Raw genomic sequence first — 17682 nt, forward strand, 5'->3', positions numbered from 1 at the left:
CAAATGCCTACATTGGCTCAGCAGATGAATCTTGAAGACGGAGTGGCCATGAGAATCAGCGTGATCGGAATCGGCGTCATGGGTGAGCCCATCGCCCGCAATCTACAAAAAGCGGGTATGGCCGTCGCGGTCTATTGCCATACGCCAACCACGCGGCGGGCGTTCGAGGGGAGCGGCATCGTCCAGGCATTGCGCGACAAGGCGGCACCGTGAACACGCCAACGATCACTTCGTACGCACAGCCGCTGAGCAAGAGCTCCATTGGCGTGCTCTGCGGCCTGGCGGTGGCCCTGATCTGGTCAGGCTGGACGGTCGCCACGCGCCTGGCGATGAAGACCACCCTGGCACCCGCTGACGTGACCATGCTGCGCTTCGGCGTATCAGCGCTGTTCCTGTGGCCGATCCTTCTGCGGCAGGGAATGCGGATCGAGGGGCTGCGGCAGATCGGCATCGGCAGGGTCTGCATCATGCTGGTTGGCGCCGGCGTACCCTTCATGATGGCCGCCTCGGTGGGTATGCGCTTTGCCCCGGCCTCGCATGTCGCCACGCTGATGATCGGCTCCATGCCGATCTGGGTGGCGCTGCTGTCCGCGGCCTTGTATGGCGAGCGCTTCAGCCGCATGCAGGTGTGCGGCCTGCTGTCTGTCATTGCCGGTGCGGCCTGCATGGGCGGCTATGCACTGATGGCGCACCGGGCGCAAAACGAATGGCTCGGCGATCTGCTGTTTCTCTGCGGCGGACTACTATTCGCCAGCTACACGGTGACGCAACGACGCTCGGGCATCAGCCCCTGGCAGGCGACGGCGCTGGTCAACGTGGGCTCGGCGCTGATCTTCGCGCCTGTCTACTTCCTGTTCCTGAACCCCGGCATCTTCTCCGCGCCACTGCGCGACGTGCTGTTCCAGGTCGTGGCCCAAGGAATTTTTGTCGCCATTCTTGCCATGTTCTTCTACGCCGAGGCCGTGCGTCGGCTGGGTGCGCCGCGTGCCTCAATCTTCGGCGCGCTGGCTCCGGCGCTGGCGATGCTGATTGAGATACCTGTGCTGGGAGAGTTTCCAAGCGCAGCGACGCTGGCGGGGATCGCGCTGGTGATGGCGGGTGTGGTACTGATGGTCACGGCAGCAAAGAGGCCGAAATCAGCCTGACCGCGCTGCATGTCAATGAGAGAACCTCTCCATGCAACTGGATCAGTTGATCCACCATCGCACCACACCTGGAAATGGGCGCGGGGTACGTCCGCGGCCTCAGACGGGACCGGTCCACTCCGTGACGAACTCGCGGTAGTCCGGGCGGTTGGCCGGCGGCACCGCGCAAGCCGGGGTGCCGATGGCCAAAAAGCCCAGGAAACGGTAGTCCAGCGCGTCCAGGCCCAGCGCGTTCTGCACGTCTTCCACGTAGGTGCCGATGCCGGTGCTCCAGAACGCGCCATAGCCCAGCATGTGCACGGCGTTCAGCAGGTTCATGGTGGCGGCGCCGGTGGCCAGCAGCTGTTCCTGTTCCGGGATCTTGGTATTGTCGTGCGCGATCTTCTGCGCCACCGCGATGAAAAGCGGCACGCCGGCCATCCACTCGCGCACCGACTTTTCCTTTTCCGGCGTCATGCGCGGATCGCCGCTGCGCTTGACCGCGTCCAGCGCCAGATCGGCCAGCTTGCCGATGGCCTCGCCCTGGATCACCACGAAACGCCAGGGACGCAAGGCGCCATGGTCGGGCGCCGACATGGCCGCCTGCAGGATCTGTTCGAGTTCCTCGGGCTTGGGCGCCGGGGCGCGGAGAAACTTGAAGGAACGGCGCGTATTCAGGGCGTGCAGCGGGGTGGCGGTCTGGGTTGTGGTCATCGGATCTGGCGTCAATGAGAAAGAAACACAATTCATATTACGCCACTCCGCTGCCACGGACCGTCATCCCCCCGGACCGCCAGAGGTCATTCGATCTGGATGCCGACTTCCTTGATGACGCTTGCCCAGCGCGCCAGCTCCGCGTTGACGAACTGGCCCAACTCGGCCGGGCTGCTGGTGCCGGGCGTGGCGCCCTCGCCCTTGAAGCGGGTCTGCAAGGCTGGTACGGCCAGCGACCGCGCCACAGCCTTGTTCAGCACCTCCACCACCGCGTCGGGCGTGCCCTTGGGCGCCATCAGCGCATTCCAGGTATTGATTTCGTAGCCCTTGAACATGGGATCCTCGGCCACCGTGGGCACCTCGGGCAGTTCCGCCGAGCGGTCGCGCGTGGTGACGGCCAAGGCGCGCAGGGCGCCGGCGCGGACCTGCGGCAAGGCCGCCGGCAAGGTGGCGAAACTGAACTGGGTTTCACCGCTCATGACCGAGGAATTGGCCAACGATCCGCCGCGGTACGGCACGTGCTGGATCTGCACCTTGGCCTCCGAGGCGAACATGGCCCCGGCCACGTGCACCGGCGAGCCATTGCCGCTGGAGGAATAGTTCAGGTCGCCCGGCTTCTCGCGCGCCAGCTTGACCAGGTCGGCCACCGACGCCACCGGCAGCTTGGGATTGGCCACCAGCACCAGCGGGATCGAGGCAATCATGCTGACCGGCGTGAAGCCGCCCACCGGGTCATAGCCCAGCGACTTCTTGTACACGACGGGGTTAATGCCGTGGCTGGACACGGTGGCCATGAACAGGGTGTAGCCATCGGGCGCGGCCTGCTGCACGGAGGCCGCGGCGATGTTGCCGGCGGCGCCGGCCTTGTTCTCGATGATGACGGGCTGCTTGAGCTCCTTGCTCAACTGCTCGCCCAGCGCCCGCGCCAGGATGTCCGTGGTGCCGCCGGCGGCGTAACCCACCACGATGCGCACCGGCTGACTGGGATAGGCCCCCTGCGCATGCAGCGGCGCCGCGCACAGCCACACTGCCAGGCCCGCCAGGCCTGCCCTCAGATGAACCGCTTTCATGTCTGTCTCCTCGTCGCCGCGCTTGTTGCGCGGTCTATGGCCTGGCCGTCCACGATGGGATCGGTGGCCGGGTTGATCCGGTCCGCGCGCGGATTCCGGACGCAAGCCTCCCCCGACCGCGCCGGCAACGGCGCGGACCTGCAAGCCGCGTAGGGAATCCGGCCCGCGGCCGGAGATCAGGTGCCGGTGAACACCGGCGCTCTCTTTTCCGCGAACGCCTTGCGGCCCTCGCGGTAGTCATTGCTTTCGAAACACGCCAGCACCAGGCGGCGCATGCCTTCCACATCGACCTCCGGCCCCAGTTGCTGGAGCTGGCGGATCATCTTCTTGCCGGCGCGCAGCGTCAGCGGCGCGTTGGCCTGGATCTGGACCAGCATGGTCTCCAGCACCTGCGGCAATTCTTCCACCGGCGCCACCTTGCGGATCAGGCCCAGTTCCTTGGCCTGATGGGCGTCGTAGCGCGCGGCGGTCAGGAATATCTCCAGCGCATTGGCCGGGCCGACCGCGGTCACCAAATTGCGGATCGCGGTCAGACGGTAGCCCAGGCCCAGCTTGCCGGCGGGGATCGCGAAACTGCTGTTGTCGGAAGCGATGCGGATGTCGCAGCACAGGGCGATGTTCAGGCCGCCGCCGATGCAAGAGCCCTGAATGTAGGCGATCGTGGGCTTGTCATAGTCATACAGCGCCAGTTGCGCGGTTTCGGCGACGCGCTCGTATTCGACCACCGCGTCTTCGCCGCTGCGCAACGTATCGAACTGCGAGATGTTCGCGCCGCTGACAAAGGCCTTGCCGCCCGCCCCCTGCAGCACCACCGCGCGGATCTCCGGGTCCTGGCGGAAGGCTTCCAGCACCACCGGCACGGCCTCCCACATGGCGAACGATACGGCGTTGTGCCGCTGCGGATCGTTGAAGGTCAGCCAACCTATCGCGCCGCGCTTCTCGGCCACGATGTTATCGGTGATGTCGCCCTGCAGGATGCGTTGGATGCTCACGGTTGCTTTCCTTGTATGACGGTCTGGTGCCGTTGGATGCCATTGGTCAGGTGCGCGCGCATGGCAAGGCGCGCGGCCTCGCTGTCGCCGGCCACGATGGCGTCGAAGATGCGGTGGTGTTCGCGCTCGATTTCCGGCACGCGCTCGGTGCCGGCGCTGGTGTAGCGCAGCGTGCGCACGGCGCCGCGGAACACGTGGCGCAGGTGCGCCAGCAGGCGCACGAAGTAAGGGTTGTTGGTGGCCTCGCCCACGGCCATGTGGAAGTCCAGCGCATGGTCGGCGCCGGCCTGCCAATCGTTGCCTGCCGCGTCGACCCGTTGCAGGGCCTGGCGCAGGGTTTCGATCTGTTCGGGGGTGCGATGCAAGGCCGCCTGCGCCGCCGCGCCAGACTCCAGTTCCACGCGCAGCTGGAAGATGTGCGCCAGCGGCTCGGGTTGGAGCAGATCTTCGGGCGCGATCTCGAAGTTGCGCGTGCCCACGTCCTGCGCCACGAAGGAACCCACGCCGCGCCGCGTGTCGACATAGCCCGACAGCTTCAGCCGCGCGATCGCCTCGCGCACCACGTTGCGGCTGACGGCGAACATCTGCGCCAGCTCGAATTCCGTGGGCAGGCGCTGGCCTGGCTCGAATTCACGCGCCACGATCTTCTGGCGGATCTGCGAGGCGATCTCGTCCGGCAGGTTATCGGGGCGTCCCAGGCTGGTGAAGACCTGGTCGGCGGTGGTGGGTTGGGCGTTCATGTCTGGGCTGTCTCCGTCTGGGCCGCCGGATACGCGGGCGGCCTTGGCGGCGATATTATGGCTTGGAGCCTGGGCCTGCGGCCCTCAGATGACGCCCTCGCGGGCCAATTGCTGCAAGTCGGCCTGCGCCAGGCCCAGCATGCCGCCATAGACGTCGCCGTTGTGCTGGCCGCGTTCCGGCGCGGGCGCCATCTCTCCAGGCGCCGAGCGGCTCAGGATCATGGGCTGCCCCACCACCGAAATCGGTCCCAACGACGGATGCTGGATCTCGCGGCTCAGCCCCAAGTGCTGCACCTGCGGATCCTGGAAGGTCTGGTCCATGCCCAGGATCGGGCCGCAAGGCACGCCCTCCTTGTTCATCAGCGCAATCCACTCGGCGGTGCGCCGGGTGCTGGTGCGCGCGCCGATGGCCGCGTTCAGCGCGGGGCGGTTGCGCGCCCGCAGCGGCACGGTCAGGAAACGCTCGTCCTCGATCAGTTCCGGCAATTCCAGCACGCGGCACAGGCGCGCGTAGATGTCGTTGCCCATGGCCGCGATATTCATATAGCCGTCGCTGGTGGGGAACACGCCGGTCGGGCTGCTGGTGGGATGGTCGTTGCCGCTCTGCCCAGGCACCTCGCCGTTCATCAGCCAGCGCATCGCCTGGAAATCCATCATCCAGACCTGCGATTGCAGCAGCGAGGTCTGCACCCACTGCCCCTGCCCCGACACCTCGCGCTCCAGCAGTGCGATGAAGATGCCGATGGCGCAGAACAGGCCGGAGGTCAGGTCCGCCACCGGAATCCCGGCCCGCATGGGGCCGCGGCCAGGCTCGCCGGTCACCGACATCAGCCCGCCTATGCCCTGCGCGATCTGGTCCAGTCCCGGCCGCCCGGCGTAGGGACCATCCTGGCCGAAGCCGGAGACGCTGGCGTAGACGATGCGCGGATTCACCTGGCGCAGCGTCTCGTAATCGATGCCCAGCTTGAACTTGACGTTGGGCCGGTAGTTTTCCACCACCACGTCGGCCTGGCGCACCAGGTCCAGGAACAGCGCCCGGCCCTGCGGATGCTTCAAATTCAGCGTGACGCTGCGCTTGTTGCGATGGGTGTTCTGGTAGTCGGCGAACTGGGCCGAGCCGCCCGGCTTGTCGTCCTGCTCGTCGCTCGGCTCCTCGATCTTGATGACGGTGGCGCCCCAGTCCGCGAACTGGCGCACGGCGGCGGGACCCGAGCGCACCCGCGTCAGGTCCAGAACGGTGAATCGGCCCAAGGGCTTGGAATCCATGCTTGTCTGCCTCTCTGTTCGGCGCTGCCGGTCTTGAACCGCGGCTGCCTTGTCTTTATTTGTTGGATGTTGGACATCTTACATGCTGAATTTGAGCGCAACAAGACGCCGCCGCAGTTTTTCGCGGCGGGTTTTCCCTAGCGTCTTGCTTGCACGGGCCGCTATCCGCCCTCAGTCGTATCCAACGGGACGGGCGACGGTCAGCCTAGGTGCGTGTGCCGTTCCTGGCGCTCTTCGACCTGCATTTCACTCAGGCCATGCAGGATGCCGCAGTCTTCCGCATCGGGCCGGGCCGACAGGCAGCGCTGGCGCAGTTCGGTGAGCTGGGTCTTGAGCTGACTCAGTTCGGCGATGCGCTCGTCCACGTGGGAGATGTGCTCGTCGAACAGTTCATTGATGGGGCCGCAACCGCTCTGGTGGTTATCCGCCAGCGACAGGATGGCGCGGATCTCGTCCTGCGTCATGTCCAGCGCACGGCAGTTGCGGATCAGGCGCAACCGTTCCAGGTGCGGCTGGCCATAGCTGCGGTAGTTGTTCAGTCCCCTTTCCGGGGCCGGCAACAGCCCTTCTTTCTCGTAATACCTGACGGTCTCGACCGTGGTTCCGGCCGCCGTGGCCAATTCGCCGATACGCATCACTGCCTCCCGGATCGCATCCGATTGATATAGGGGGTTGACCCTATAGTAACTCCAAGGTGTGGAATAGCGTCACCAGCTTATTTCAAGGCAGAGGACGATGTCTTTACCTCCGGTCAAAAAACCCGAACATATGCCCGCCGGGCAAGGCGGCGGCGGCGGCTGCTGCGCGCACGATGAACACGATGCTCCCGCCCGGAACGCCCGGGCCGCTGCCGGACATGAGCATGCCGGACACGACCACACGGGCCACGGTCACGCGGATCACAGCCACGCGGGCCATGATCACAGCCACGACCATGCCGGCCATGATCACGCCCACGATCACAAACATGACCACAGCCACAAGCACGATCACGGCGGCGACGCCTGCTGCGGCCACGGCGACGGCCAGCCCTTCAGCGTCTCGGGCGCCGGCGCAGCCACGCTTAGCGCCGGCCCGGGCCAGTCGCTGGCGCGCCTGCGCATCGGCCAGATGGACTGCCCCACCGAGGAAACGCTGATCCGCAAGAAGCTGGACAACATGGCCGACGTGCATGCGCTGGACTTCAACCTGATGCAGCGCGTGCTGACGGTGGTGCACGCCGAAGGCGCGCTGGACCGCGTCATGGCCGCCATCAAGTCGCTGGACATGACGCCCGAACCCCTGGCCGACAACGCGCCCGGCACGCCCGCCCCCGCGGCCAAGCCCGTGAACTGGTGGATGATCGGGGGCGCGGGTGTCCTGGCCGCGCTGTCCGAACTGTCGCATTTCGCCGGCTGGCCCCTGGGCGTCACCGCGGCCCTGGCCGTGGCCGCCATCCTGGCCTGCGGCATCACCACCTACCGCAAGGGCTGGATCGCCGTGCGCAACGGCAACCTCAACATCAATGCCCTGATGAGCATCGCCGTCACCGGCGCCGTGCTGATCGGCCAATGGCCCGAAGCAGCCATGGTGATGTTCCTGTTCAACGTGGCCGAGCTGATCGAAGCCCGCTCCCTGGACCGGGCGCGCAACGCGATCCGCGGCCTGCTGGATCTGGCGCCGGAAACCGCCACCGTGCGCCAGGCCAACGGCGCATGGCTGGAAGTGCCCGCCGCCAAACTGCAGGTGGGCGACATCGTGCGCGTGCGTCCCGGCGAACGCATAGCCGCCGACGGCATCATCGTCAGCGGCAGTTCGGCCGTGGACCAGTCGCCCATCACCGGCGAAAGCCTGCCCGTGGAAAAGGCGCAGGACGACCCGGTCTACGCCGCCACCGTGAACGCAGCCGGCTCCTTCGAATACCGCGTCACCGCGGCGGCCGGCAACACCACGCTGGCGCGCATCATCCACGCCGTCGAGCAGGCGCAAGGCGCGCGCGCGCCGACCCAGCGCTTCATCGACCGCTTTTCGCGCATCTATACGCCCGCCGTGGTGGGCATCGCGGTGCTGGTGGCGGTGCTGCCGCCGGTATTCTGGGACCAGCCCTGGTTCGACGCGATCTACCGCGCCCTGGCGCTGCTGATCATCGCCTGCCCCTGCGCGCTGGTCATCTCCACGCCAGTCAGCATCGTCAGCGGCCTGACCGCAGCCTCGCGCCGCGGCATCCTGGTCAAGGGCGGCGTGTACCTCGAAGAAGGCCGCAACCTGAAATGGCTGGCGCTGGACAAGACCGGCACGCTGACCCACGGCAAGCCGGTACAGACCGACATCCAGGATTGGGACATGTCCGACCAGAGCCGCCAGCCTGCAACGCTGGTCGCGGCCAGCCTGGCGGCACGCTCCGACCACCCGGTGTCCCTGGCCGTGGCCAACGCTGCGCGCGAAGCCGGCACGGTCCTGCTGGACGTGCAGGACTTCACCGCCCTGCCCGGCCGCGGCGTCAGCGCGACCTTGGACGGCGTCACCTTCCAACTGGGCAATCGCCGCCTGATGCGCGAACTGGGCGTCTCCAGCCCCAAGCTGGAAGCGCGCCTGGATGAACTGGAACGCCAAGGCAAGAGTGCCATTGCGTTGACCGACGGCAGCCGCGTGCTGGCCGTGGCCGCCGTGGCTGACACGGTCAAGCCGACCAGCGCCACCGCCATCGCGGACCTGCACGCCCTGGGCGTGCGCACGCTGATGCTGACCGGCGACAACGCGCCCACCGCGCAAGCCATCGCGCAGCAGGTCGGCATCGACGAAGCCCGCGGCGACCAATTGCCCGAAGACAAGCTGGCCGCCATCGAAAGCAAGCTGGCGTCGGGCGGCCGCGTCGGCATGGTGGGCGACGGCATCAACGACGCCCCCGCCCTGGCCCGCGCCGACATCGGCTTCGCCATGGGCGCGGCCGGCACCGGCACCGCCATCGAGACGGCCGACGTGGCCCTGATGGACGACGACCTGCGCAAGATCGGCACCTTTCTGCGTCTGTCGCACGCCACGCATCGCGTACTGGTGCAGAACATCGTGCTGGCGCTGGGCATCAAGGCCGTATTCCTGGCCCTGGCCATGACCGGCAACGCCACGCTATGGATGGCGGTGTTCGCCGACGTGGGCGCCAGCCTGCTGGTGGTCGCGAACGGCCTGCGGCTGTTGCGGGCGGCGCCGGCCGCCCACTAGGACCAGCCCGCCCTAGGCGGGCTCGACCGATACGCGCCAGCCCGCGCCTTGCGGGACGGCGGCGAACCTCACCGGCAAAAACTGCTGGATGACCGCAAAGTTGCTGTGCGCATGCGCGGTCAGTTCGGTACAGGTGTAGCGCGCGGGCCGGCCACGGCGCCAGACGGCCAGGGCCAGCGGCAAGGCCCATTGATCCGCCAGGTACGGCCCCAGCGCCGCATCGCTGTCCAGATAGCCGCGCAGGTCCTGCGCCAGTTCCTGCGCAACCTGTTCAGCGCCGACGCCCTTGGCGCCGAAACGGGTGTAAACCTCGCAAACATGCTCGTGCTCCAGCGTCGCCAGCAGCGCGTTGCCCGGCCCCTCGTGCTGGCGCGCGGGCGCGACGCGCAGCTGCTCCGCGGTCCAGCCCAGCGCCTCGCCCAGATGCTCCAATTCGCGCCGCGCGACCGTGCGCGGCAAGGCCGGCGCAAAACACTCGGCGTAGCGCACGCCGGGCGCACCGCGCTCGGTCAGGTCGAACGGCTCCAGCGCGTCGGCAGCAGGCCAGATCGAGACGTCAATCTCGCCGCCGCCGGCGGGGTAGAAGCCCAATCGGCGCAGGTTCAGTTCCGCCCGCGCGCCAAGCCGGCCCAGCAGGGGCGCATAGCTGCGCGCCAGGAAATGGAACGGCGGCGCGGCCGGGTTATGCGTGCCGCCGCCCAGCGACAGGCGGCTCGGCGTGTCCGCCATCATCAGGGCCGGCCAAAGCGTCTGCAGCAGCAGTCCGCAACTGCCCGCCGTGCCCAGATGGAAACGGTAGTCACCCGCCTGCGCTTTGCCTGGCGCGAAGCTCAGCGACTGCGAGTTCAATTCCGCGCCCTGCGTGCAGGCGCCGCTGATCTCGGTTGCGGCGTTGACGCAGCCCAGATGCTGCCGCATCAGCCCGGGCTTGGCCCGCCCGGCCCGGATGCGGGTCATGGCGAACGGCTGGCCCGTGCACATGGACAGCGCCAGCGAGGTCCGCAGGAGTTGGCCGCCGCCCTCTCCGGCGGCCCCGTCGACTTCTATCACTTTCATACGCTTCCAATTCTGTATCACTCGGGTCCGGCATCGAAATACAGGACGGCATCGTGCAGGTACCGATCCAGCCGCGACAGGTTCGGCCTGTCGCCCGCGACTGGAACGTGCGCCTGCGCCGTTTCCAACTCGCGTAGGATGAAGTCGTGCAGACCCGGCCAGCGCGGGCTGGTTGCGGCCTCTCCCGCGCGCATCTTCACCGCCAGCAAGGCGTTGAGTTCATCAAGCAGCGCCTGGTCGGTCAGCGTCGCGCTCGCCAGCTCGGCAAAGCGCATAGGCGGCGCGCCGCGCCCATCCCTGATCCAGCGCGCAGCCAGCAGCGGCCGCAGCACATACAGGTACTTCTTGTAGCGCACGACCTCGCCCAACAGATGCTCGCGCAGATTCTTGCGGGCCATGGACACGTAATGGTGATAGCCGCGTACCAGCGAGAACTCATCTTCTGCCAGCGCCCGCAGGCGCGGCGCCCAGGGCTCGACGGCGCGATAGACGATGGGCGAACGCAGCCATTCCAGCAGCGTGGGATTGGAATCGCGCAGCAGTCCCAGGGTCTTGCGCAGGTCCCAGCCGTTGATGTCCAGGTCGCCACTGATGGGTTGTTCGATGACATCGCGTCCCGGCAGCACGGTCAGGTACCAGGGCAGCCGGTGCACGTAGACGAAACGCACGTCGTAGTCGCTATCGGGCGAGGCGAAACCCCAGCCCCGGCTGCCCGACTCGCAGGCGTACAGTACCGTCACCTGGTGCTGGCGCTCGATGTCGGCGAGTTTCTCGGCGATGAGCGCGCGCATGTCGTCCGACACCGGATGCGCGCTCATGACGCTTTCCTGCTTCATGGTCTTCTCCTTGGGGAACGGGGCCAGCGCCCCGCTCCGTCAACCTTTCACGCACACCACCTGCTTCAGGGTGTGCACCACTTCCACCAGGTCGCGCTGCGCCGCCATGACGGCGTCGATGTCCTTGTAGGCCATCGGGATTTCGTCGATGACGTTGGCGTCCTTGCGGCATTCCACGCCTTCTGTTGCGCGGACCTGGTCTTGCACCGTATACATCTTCTTCGCCTTGGTGCGGCTCATGACGCGGCCCGCGCCGTGGCTGCAGCTCTCGAAGCTCTCGGGGTTGCCCAAGCCGCGCACGATATAGCTGCGCGCGCCCATGCTGCCCGGGATGATGCCCAGTTCACCGCGCTTGGCGCTGACCGCGCCCTTGCGGGTCACGAACACGTCCTCGCCGAAGTGGCGTTCGCGCTGCACGTAATTGTGGTGGCAGTTCACCGCCTCCACGTGCGACTCGAAGGGCTTGGCGATGACCTTGCGCACCGTCGCGATCAGGTTGGCCATCATCACCTCGCGGTTGCGCAATGCAAACTGCTGCGCCCACGACACCGCGCGCACATAGTGGCCGAAATACTGGGCGCCTTCTTCGAAGTAGGCCAGGTTCTCGTCCGGCAGATTGCTCTGATGGCGCTGCGCGTCCTTCTTGGCCAGCTCGATGAAATGCGTGCCGATGGCGTTGCCCACGCCGCGCGAGCCCGAGTGCAGCATGAACCACACGAAACCCGCCTCATCCAGGCAAACCTCGATGAAGTGATTGCCCGTGCCCAGCGTGCCCAGGTGCTTGCGGTTGTTGGTGTTGCGCAGGCGCGGATGCAGCTCGCACAAGGCATCGAACTCGTCTGCCAGCGTGGCCCAGACCTGGTCCACCGACACGGGGGGATTCTCCCAGCTGCCCGTGTCGCGGCGCCCGCGCGGCGCCGAGCCGTGCGGCACGGCCTGCTCGATGGCCGCACGCAGCGGGCCCAGGTTGTCGGGCAGGTCCTCGGCGCGCAGCGTGGTCTTGGCGGCCATCATGCCGCAACCGATGTCCACGCCCACCGCCGCCGGGATGATGGCCTTGACGGTCGGGATCACCGATCCCACGGTCGCGCCGATGCCCAGGTGCACGTCCGGCATGGCCGCGATGTGCTTGAACACGATGGGCAGGCGGGCGGCGTTCGCCAGCTGGCGCTTGGCGTCGTCTTCGACGGGCACGCCCTTGGTCCACATTTTCACCGGCACGCCGCCAGCGATTTCTTCCACGTTGTAGTTCTGATTCGACATGTTGATCTTCTGTTTTTCTATTGGACAATACTGTTGCACAAGGCGAGCAACGGACGACTAGTTGGTGGGCGAGACGGACAATTTGGAATGTAGTCCCGCCCGCATTCGTCCAACCCGCCCCGGAGGAACCTCCTCCGGAGCAAGACAATGCGCGACCAGATTGGCAAGACGTAGCCCGCTCCGGTTTCCCGGCCTGGGGATTTGAACCCCGTGGCATCCGATGTAGTCCTGCCGGCATTCGCGCGTAATCGGTACATCAATTTCCTGCGGCGCAGCCTGCGCCGCCTACTGGACTCCCAGCGACACGGCCTCGATCTCGCCCATCCAGTGCTCGGCGCCCATCCGTCCTTCGGCAAAGCTTGCCACCATCTCGAACACGGTGTCGGAAAAACCGCCCACGTTCAGGATGTCGGAACGCTCCGCCGCCTGCGTGGTCGCCTGCGGCTGAATGTCGATACACACCAACCGCGCGCGCGGATTGCGCTGTTTCAGCGCCTCCCACTGACGCATGGTTTCGGTCGCGCCCTGGCGCCGCGCATCCATCCAGGACTCGTTGTCCGAGACCAGGATCACCAGGTCCACCTTCGCCCGTTCCCGGTTCAGGCAAGCCAGCGGCGCGCTGCAGCTGGTGCCGCCTCCGCCGACTTCAGCCAGCTTCTGGGCGTTGGTCATGACCGAATCGCGCGGGTTCAGCCGCACATCGACCACGTCGCACTCGAACGGCAGCACGCGGGCGCTGCCATTCTTGCGCAGCACAGCGGCTGCCACCAAGGCCGCCACGTCGATGCAACGCACCGCCGACGTCGCCGACCCGGCCCAGCCCGTTACCGCGGACTGCATCGACCCCGATACGTCGGGACACACGACAACGCGGCCGCTGAAACGAGGCACGTTGGCGATCGCCAGCTCCATCGCGTCCTGCAGCGCATCCCGCACCACCGCCGGAACCGCCTCGCCCGTCGCCTTGAAGGCCGACATGAGCTGGTACGGCAACACCCGCGCCTGGGCCACGGCCTGCGGATCGCGCAGCTTGGCGGCAATGGCCTTCGCCATACCCGGCAGTTCGAACACCCCGTGCCGCGCGAAGGTGTTCAGGTTCTGGCGCACCATCTGCCAGGATCCGGCCCGCGCGACCTGCGCCCACTGCGCCGGCCCCATTTCGAGCGAGGTCAGCATCTGGAACGGCACGTCCGGCGGCACGCCCGTGGCATCGCGCTTGTAGCGTTCGAACGCCTGCGTCGCGGGCGGCAGCGCGGCTTCGTCATAAGGCTTGCCGATCAGCCAGGCGAACCAGGCCGCGCGCCATGCCTCGGCAGGCTTGGGATGCACCATCTTCACCACGTCCGCGAGCGACGGCGCATTGCCCACGGCCGCGCTCAGCAACTGCTTTTCCGTGGCTTGCAGCAACCAGCGCTGCACCAGCTTCTTCGGCCGAGTGCCCAGCGACTTGCGGCCCACGGCGCCGCTGCGCAGGATCTGCACGAAGTTGCGCAGCATCTTGCCGTTGTCCACCACCCGCGGGAACACCTGGGCCAGCAGGCTCAGATCGCACATGGCCAGAATTGCGGCCAGCAGCGCCGGCATGTCCTTCATATGGCCGGATTCGCGGGCATGGATCGCCGTCTTGGCCACGAAGGCCGGCTCCACGGCTGCGGCCAGCGCCAGCACGCGATCCAACTGATCCTGCGCCTGGGCGTAGAACGTCTGGCGCAGGCAGCCGGTAGCGGCGAGCTGGGCCAGTTGATGGCGCGGGCCGAATTCATAGGCCGGGGCCTGTTCCTGATTGGCGTCCAAGGCTGCCGGCAGCAGCGCGCCGCGCAGGGATTGGAAGAGTTGCGTGTTGACCATGGAGCGTTCTCCTTCTTTCATGCGATTCGTCGTCTATGCATCTCCATATGCAAAGGGCGTGCCAACTTTGCCAGCCTGCGTGAAAATTCTTCTCAAACCTTTGATTCTTAATAGTTAATTTATTTTTATAACTGAACGAAAGAAAATCCGGCGTCATCATCCTTTGGATTTATATAGAATATAAGCTAGTAATTTATATAAAAAACTATGCACAAGAAGAACGTCGTCATCGGCTTCCTCGGCACCCAGCTTGATGCAGGCCAGGGCGCAGGCCGCTGGGCGAAATGGCGGCCCACGGTGTCGCTGGTCCAGCACGAAGACACCCTGATCCACCGGCTCGAACTGTTCTACCCGACACGCTACAAGGCACTGGCCCAGGTGATCCAGCAGGACATCGCCAACCTGTCGCCCGATACCGTCGTGAACCTGATTCCGATGGACTTCACCGATCCGTGGGATTTTGGCGAGATGTACGCGGCGCTCTACGACTGGACGCGCGGCTATCGTTTCGATCCGGAGCGCGAGCAGTATTGGGCGCACATCACCACCGGCACGCACGTGGCGCAGATCTGCATGTTCCTGATGGTGGAGTCGCGCGCCATTCCTGGCGTGCTGCTGCAGACCGCGCCGCCCAGGAAGCAGGCGGGCGAAGGCCCCGGCAAGTACACGCTGATCGATCTGGACCTGTCGCGCTACGACGTACTGGCCCGCCGCTTCAGTCAGGCGCGCGAGGATGCGCTGCAATTCCTCAAGAGCGGCATTGCCACGCGCAACAAGGCGTTCAATACGCTGATCGAAGAAATAGAACGGGTGGCGGTGCGCTCACAGGCGCCCATCCTGCTGACCGGCCCCACCGGCGCGGGCAAGTCGCACCTGGCGCGCCGCATGTACGAACTGAAGAAGTCCCGCCACCAGGTCCAGGGCGAATTCGTCGAGGTCAATTGCGCCACGCTGCGCGGCGACGGCGCCGCCTCGACGCTGTTCGGCCACAAGAAAGGCGCTTTCACCGGCGCGGCCGCGGACCGGGCCGGCCTGCTGCGCACGGCCCACCAGGGCGTGCTGTTCCTGGACGAAATCGGCGAACTCGGCCTGGACGAACAGGCCATGCTGCTCAAGGCCGTGGAAGAAAAGCGCTTCCTGCCCATGGGCAGCGACCGCGAGACCAGCAGCGACTTCCAGCTGATCGCCGGCACCCACCGCGACCTGCGCGTGGACGTGGCCCAGGGGCGCTTCCGCGAAGACCTGTATGCGCGCATCAACCTGTGGTCCTATGATCTGCCTGGACTGGCGCAGCGGCCCGAGGACATCGAGCCCAACGTCGACCACCTGCTCATGCGGTCCGCCGAGGAAAACGGCGCCGTGGTCCGATTCAACGCCGAAGCGCGCACGCGCTACCTGAAATTCGCCAGATCGTCGGAGGCCAAATGGATCGGCAACTTCCGCGACCTGTCGGCCAGCATCACGCGGCTGGCGACGCTGGCCGACGGCGGCCGGATCCCGCTGGAACTCGTGGAAGCCGAGATCCAGCGCCTGAACTGGCTATGGCAACGTGGCGCTCCCGCGGACCGCGACGGCGACAAGACGCGCCTGGACTCGCTGCTGCCCGCCGGCGCGGCCGACGGCCTGGACCTGTTCGATCGCCTGCAGCTCCAAGCCGTCATCGGCATCTGCCGGGAATCGGACTCGCTGTCCGAGGCGGGGCGCAAGCTGTACAACCGCTCACGCGCGCAACGCACCGTGGTCAACGACGCTGACCGCCTGCGCAAATATCTGCTGAAATTCGGCTTGAACTGGGAAAGCGTCTCGGGCCGGGAAGGCTGAACCTGCCCAGCCCGCGACGAGCAGGCGCTGTCCGGCGTCTTGCTGGCGCCAACGCCAGCCTCAGCCCGCCTGCTCTTCCTGCGGCCAGTCGCGCAACACCGGCGCATCCGGCGCGCCGGGACCGACATCGCGCAGATGGTCGTGCTGCAGCAGCGCCATGCGGTAGGCGTCGCGGTAGCCGCCGTTGGAAAAGAACTCTTCCTTCAACAGGCCTTCGATCTGGAAGCCGCAGCGCTCGTAGATGTGCACGGCGGCGGTGTTGTCCTTGTCCACCACCAGATAGACCTTGTGCAGGTTCAGCACGCGGAAGGCGTAGCCCACCGCGATGCGGGTCGCCGCCTTGGCGTAGCCCCGGCCCTGATAGCTGGGCGCGATGATGATCTGGAATTCGGCGCGGCGGTGGATGTAATCGATTTCCACCAGCTCGACCAGGCCGGCGGGTTGCCCGGTGTCGTGCTCGATGATGAAGCGCCGCTCGTTCTGGTCATGCAAGTGGCGGTCATACAGGGCGACCAGTTCGTCGTAGGCCTCGTAGGGCTCTTCGAACCAATAACGCATGATGACGTCGTTATTGTTGATCTTGTGCACGAAGTGCAGGTCGCCACGCTCCAGGGGGCGTATTTTGATATCGGTTGCGACCGACATGGTGATACCTCCGAAAGTGCGCCCATTGTAAGCGGACGCGGCCCGGCGCGCTGGCGCTCAGCCGCCCGAGAACGCCGGCAGGCGTTGTTCTATGCGGCGCATGACCTCGTTGGCGGCGGACGACAACGGCCGTCCCAGGCGCAGCAGCGCCTGGCATTCGGGCGCGCTCAGGATGGGATGGGCGATGGGTATTGCGACCAGTTCTCCGCTGGCCAGTTCATGATGCACGCCCAGGTTGGGCATCAAGGTCACGCCCGCTCCCGTCATCGCGTACTGCTTCAGCACGCGTAGCGAGTTGGTGGTAAGGCTGGGCGTCAGATGGATGCGCTCGGTGAATTCCAGCAGGTCCACCGCCTGGCGCAGCCCATAGGGCGCGGACATCAGCGCGAACGGGTACGGCAATATGTCGGCAATGGTCAGCGGCCCGCGCCGCGCGGCCAGGGCGTGGCCGCGGCCGGCCAGCAGGCAGACCGGATGCTTGCGGCTGGCGCGGCATCGCAGCCGCGGGTCCACGGGCGGGTTGTAGGCCAGCCCGATGTGGGCGGCATCCGCAGCCACCGCCTCGACCACCTCGTTCACCGAGCCCACATTGACGCTGATATTGATCTGCGGATATTCGATGCAGAACGGCCCGACCACGTGCTCCATCAAGCCGTCGATGAAGCCTTCGCTGATCATCAGTTGCACGTTGCCGCGCTGCATGCCGCGCAACTCCTGCAGTCGCGCGTTCAGGTGTTCCTGCTGGGCGCGGCAGCCGCGGTGGTACTCCAGCAGCATGTCGGCGGCCTCGGTCGGCGTCAGCCCGCGCGAGCGCCGCTCGAACAGCTGTACGCCCAGCTCCTTTTCCAGCAACTGTATCTGCCGGCTGATGACGGAGGCCGCCGTATCGAGCTTGTCCGCCGCGCCCCGGATCGAGCCGCAGGCCATGACCTCGTTGAAGTACTTCAGGCGGACCTGGCTGATTTCCTGCATGGCGCGCATTCCTGGCGCGCTTGATCGCGCCGGTTGAGGGTGATTCCGGAGTTTCCCGTAGTGTTGCCCATAGGGCAACGATAATTTATCACCCTGGTCATTGTTCGGAACGCCACAGTCTTCCAATAATGGCGGCC

16 protein-coding genes are annotated in these 17682 nt (G+C 66.3%); 4 read left to right on the forward strand and 12 right to left on the reverse strand.

Translation table 11 applies throughout. The features are described 5' to 3' along the window. Window positions 1-3: 3 nt before the first annotated feature. Window positions 4-213 (forward strand): NAD(P)-binding domain-containing protein, encoded by a 210-nt coding sequence (locus tag IPU70_RS09080; protein ID WP_207466646.1) that lies wholly within the window; start codon window positions 4-6, stop codon window positions 211-213. Next, on the forward strand, window positions 210-1145 hold the full coding sequence (locus IPU70_RS09085) for a DMT family transporter (RefSeq protein WP_371818891.1): 936 nt from the start codon (window positions 210-212) through the stop codon (window positions 1143-1145). The genes IPU70_RS09080 and IPU70_RS09085 overlap by 4 nt, the downstream gene beginning before the upstream one ends. Before the next feature lie 99 nt (window positions 1146-1244). Here the strand turns inward: IPU70_RS09085 and IPU70_RS09090 are convergent, their stop codons facing one another. From IPU70_RS09090 to cadR, 6 genes are all read right to left on the reverse strand, one after another. After that, window positions 1245-1838, reverse strand: a complete 594-nt coding sequence (locus IPU70_RS09090; RefSeq protein ID WP_207466648.1) for a nitroreductase — start codon at window positions 1836-1838, stop codon at window positions 1245-1247. Between the two features lie 86 nt (window positions 1839-1924). Then, entirely contained in the window at window positions 1925-2908 is a 984-nt protein-coding gene (locus IPU70_RS09095; protein WP_207466650.1) for a tripartite tricarboxylate transporter substrate binding protein, read from the reverse strand. Window positions 2909-3084: 176 nt separating this feature from the next. Continuing rightward, entirely contained in the window at window positions 3085-3900 is an 816-nt protein-coding gene (locus tag IPU70_RS09100; protein WP_207466652.1) for an enoyl-CoA hydratase, read from the reverse strand. Then, entirely contained in the window at window positions 3897-4640 is a 744-nt protein-coding gene (locus IPU70_RS09105; protein WP_013393262.1) for a FadR/GntR family transcriptional regulator, read from the reverse strand. Before IPU70_RS09105 ends, IPU70_RS09100 begins: the two co-directional genes overlap by 4 nt. An 84-nt stretch (window positions 4641-4724) precedes the next feature. Next, window positions 4725-5906 (reverse strand): CaiB/BaiF CoA-transferase family protein, encoded by a 1182-nt coding sequence (locus tag IPU70_RS09110; RefSeq protein WP_207466654.1) that lies wholly within the window; start codon window positions 5904-5906, stop codon window positions 4725-4727. Window positions 5907-6106: 200 nt separating this feature from the next. Further along, on the reverse strand, window positions 6107-6541 hold the full coding sequence (cadR, locus tag IPU70_RS09115) for a Cd(II)/Pb(II)-responsive transcriptional regulator (RefSeq protein WP_013393260.1): 435 nt from the start codon (window positions 6539-6541) through the stop codon (window positions 6107-6109). Window positions 6542-6641: 100 nt separating this feature from the next. Between cadR and IPU70_RS09120 the strand changes: the two genes are divergently transcribed. Beyond that, a complete protein-coding gene (locus tag IPU70_RS09120; RefSeq protein WP_371818892.1) occupies window positions 6642-9104 on the forward strand; it encodes a heavy metal translocating P-type ATPase in 2463 nt (820 codons plus the stop codon). Window positions 9105-9116: 12 nt separating this feature from the next. Here the strand turns inward: IPU70_RS09120 and rtcA are convergent, their stop codons facing one another. The 4 genes from rtcA to IPU70_RS09140 all read right to left on the reverse strand — a co-directional run bounded on the left by rtcA (window position 9117) and on the right by IPU70_RS09140 (window position 14107). Continuing rightward, entirely contained in the window at window positions 9117-10160 is a 1044-nt protein-coding gene (gene rtcA / locus IPU70_RS09125) for an RNA 3'-terminal phosphate cyclase (protein WP_207466656.1), read from the reverse strand. A 17-nt stretch (window positions 10161-10177) separates the two neighbouring features. Next, a complete protein-coding gene (locus IPU70_RS09130) occupies window positions 10178-10996 on the reverse strand; it encodes a nucleotidyltransferase domain-containing protein (protein ID WP_207466658.1) in 819 nt (272 codons plus the stop codon). Between the two features lie 39 nt (window positions 10997-11035). Further along, window positions 11036-12259: an RtcB family protein gene (locus IPU70_RS09135; RefSeq protein WP_059374487.1), complete on the reverse strand. Its 1224-nt coding sequence runs from the start codon at window positions 12257-12259 to the stop codon at window positions 11036-11038. A 285-nt stretch (window positions 12260-12544) separates the two neighbouring features. After that, the gene (locus tag IPU70_RS09140) at window positions 12545-14107 is read right to left on the reverse strand and encodes an RNA-binding protein (RefSeq protein WP_207466660.1); all 1563 of its coding nucleotides are present in this window, start codon (window positions 14105-14107) and stop codon (window positions 12545-12547) included. Between the two features lie 207 nt (window positions 14108-14314). Here IPU70_RS09140 and rtcR point away from each other — a divergent pair, with 207 nt between their 5' ends. Then, entirely contained in the window at window positions 14315-15928 is a 1614-nt protein-coding gene (rtcR, locus tag IPU70_RS09145; RefSeq protein WP_207466661.1) for an RNA repair transcriptional activator RtcR, read from the forward strand. A 60-nt stretch (window positions 15929-15988) separates the two neighbouring features. Here the strand turns inward: rtcR and speG are convergent, their stop codons facing one another. Both speG and IPU70_RS09155 read right to left on the reverse strand, forming a co-directional pair. Beyond that, complete coding sequence (speG, locus tag IPU70_RS09150) at window positions 15989-16573, reverse strand: spermidine N1-acetyltransferase (protein ID WP_207466662.1); 585 nt, start codon at window positions 16571-16573, stop codon at window positions 15989-15991. 57 nt (window positions 16574-16630) lie between these two features. Beyond that, entirely contained in the window at window positions 16631-17545 is a 915-nt protein-coding gene (locus IPU70_RS09155; protein WP_207466663.1) for a LysR family transcriptional regulator, read from the reverse strand. Between the last annotated feature and the right edge of the window lie 137 nt (window positions 17546-17682).

It is taken from the genome of Achromobacter sp. SD115, assembly GCF_017355315.1.
GTDB classification, from domain to species: Bacteria; Pseudomonadota; Gammaproteobacteria; order Burkholderiales; family Burkholderiaceae_B; genus Achromobacter; species Achromobacter xylosoxidans_B.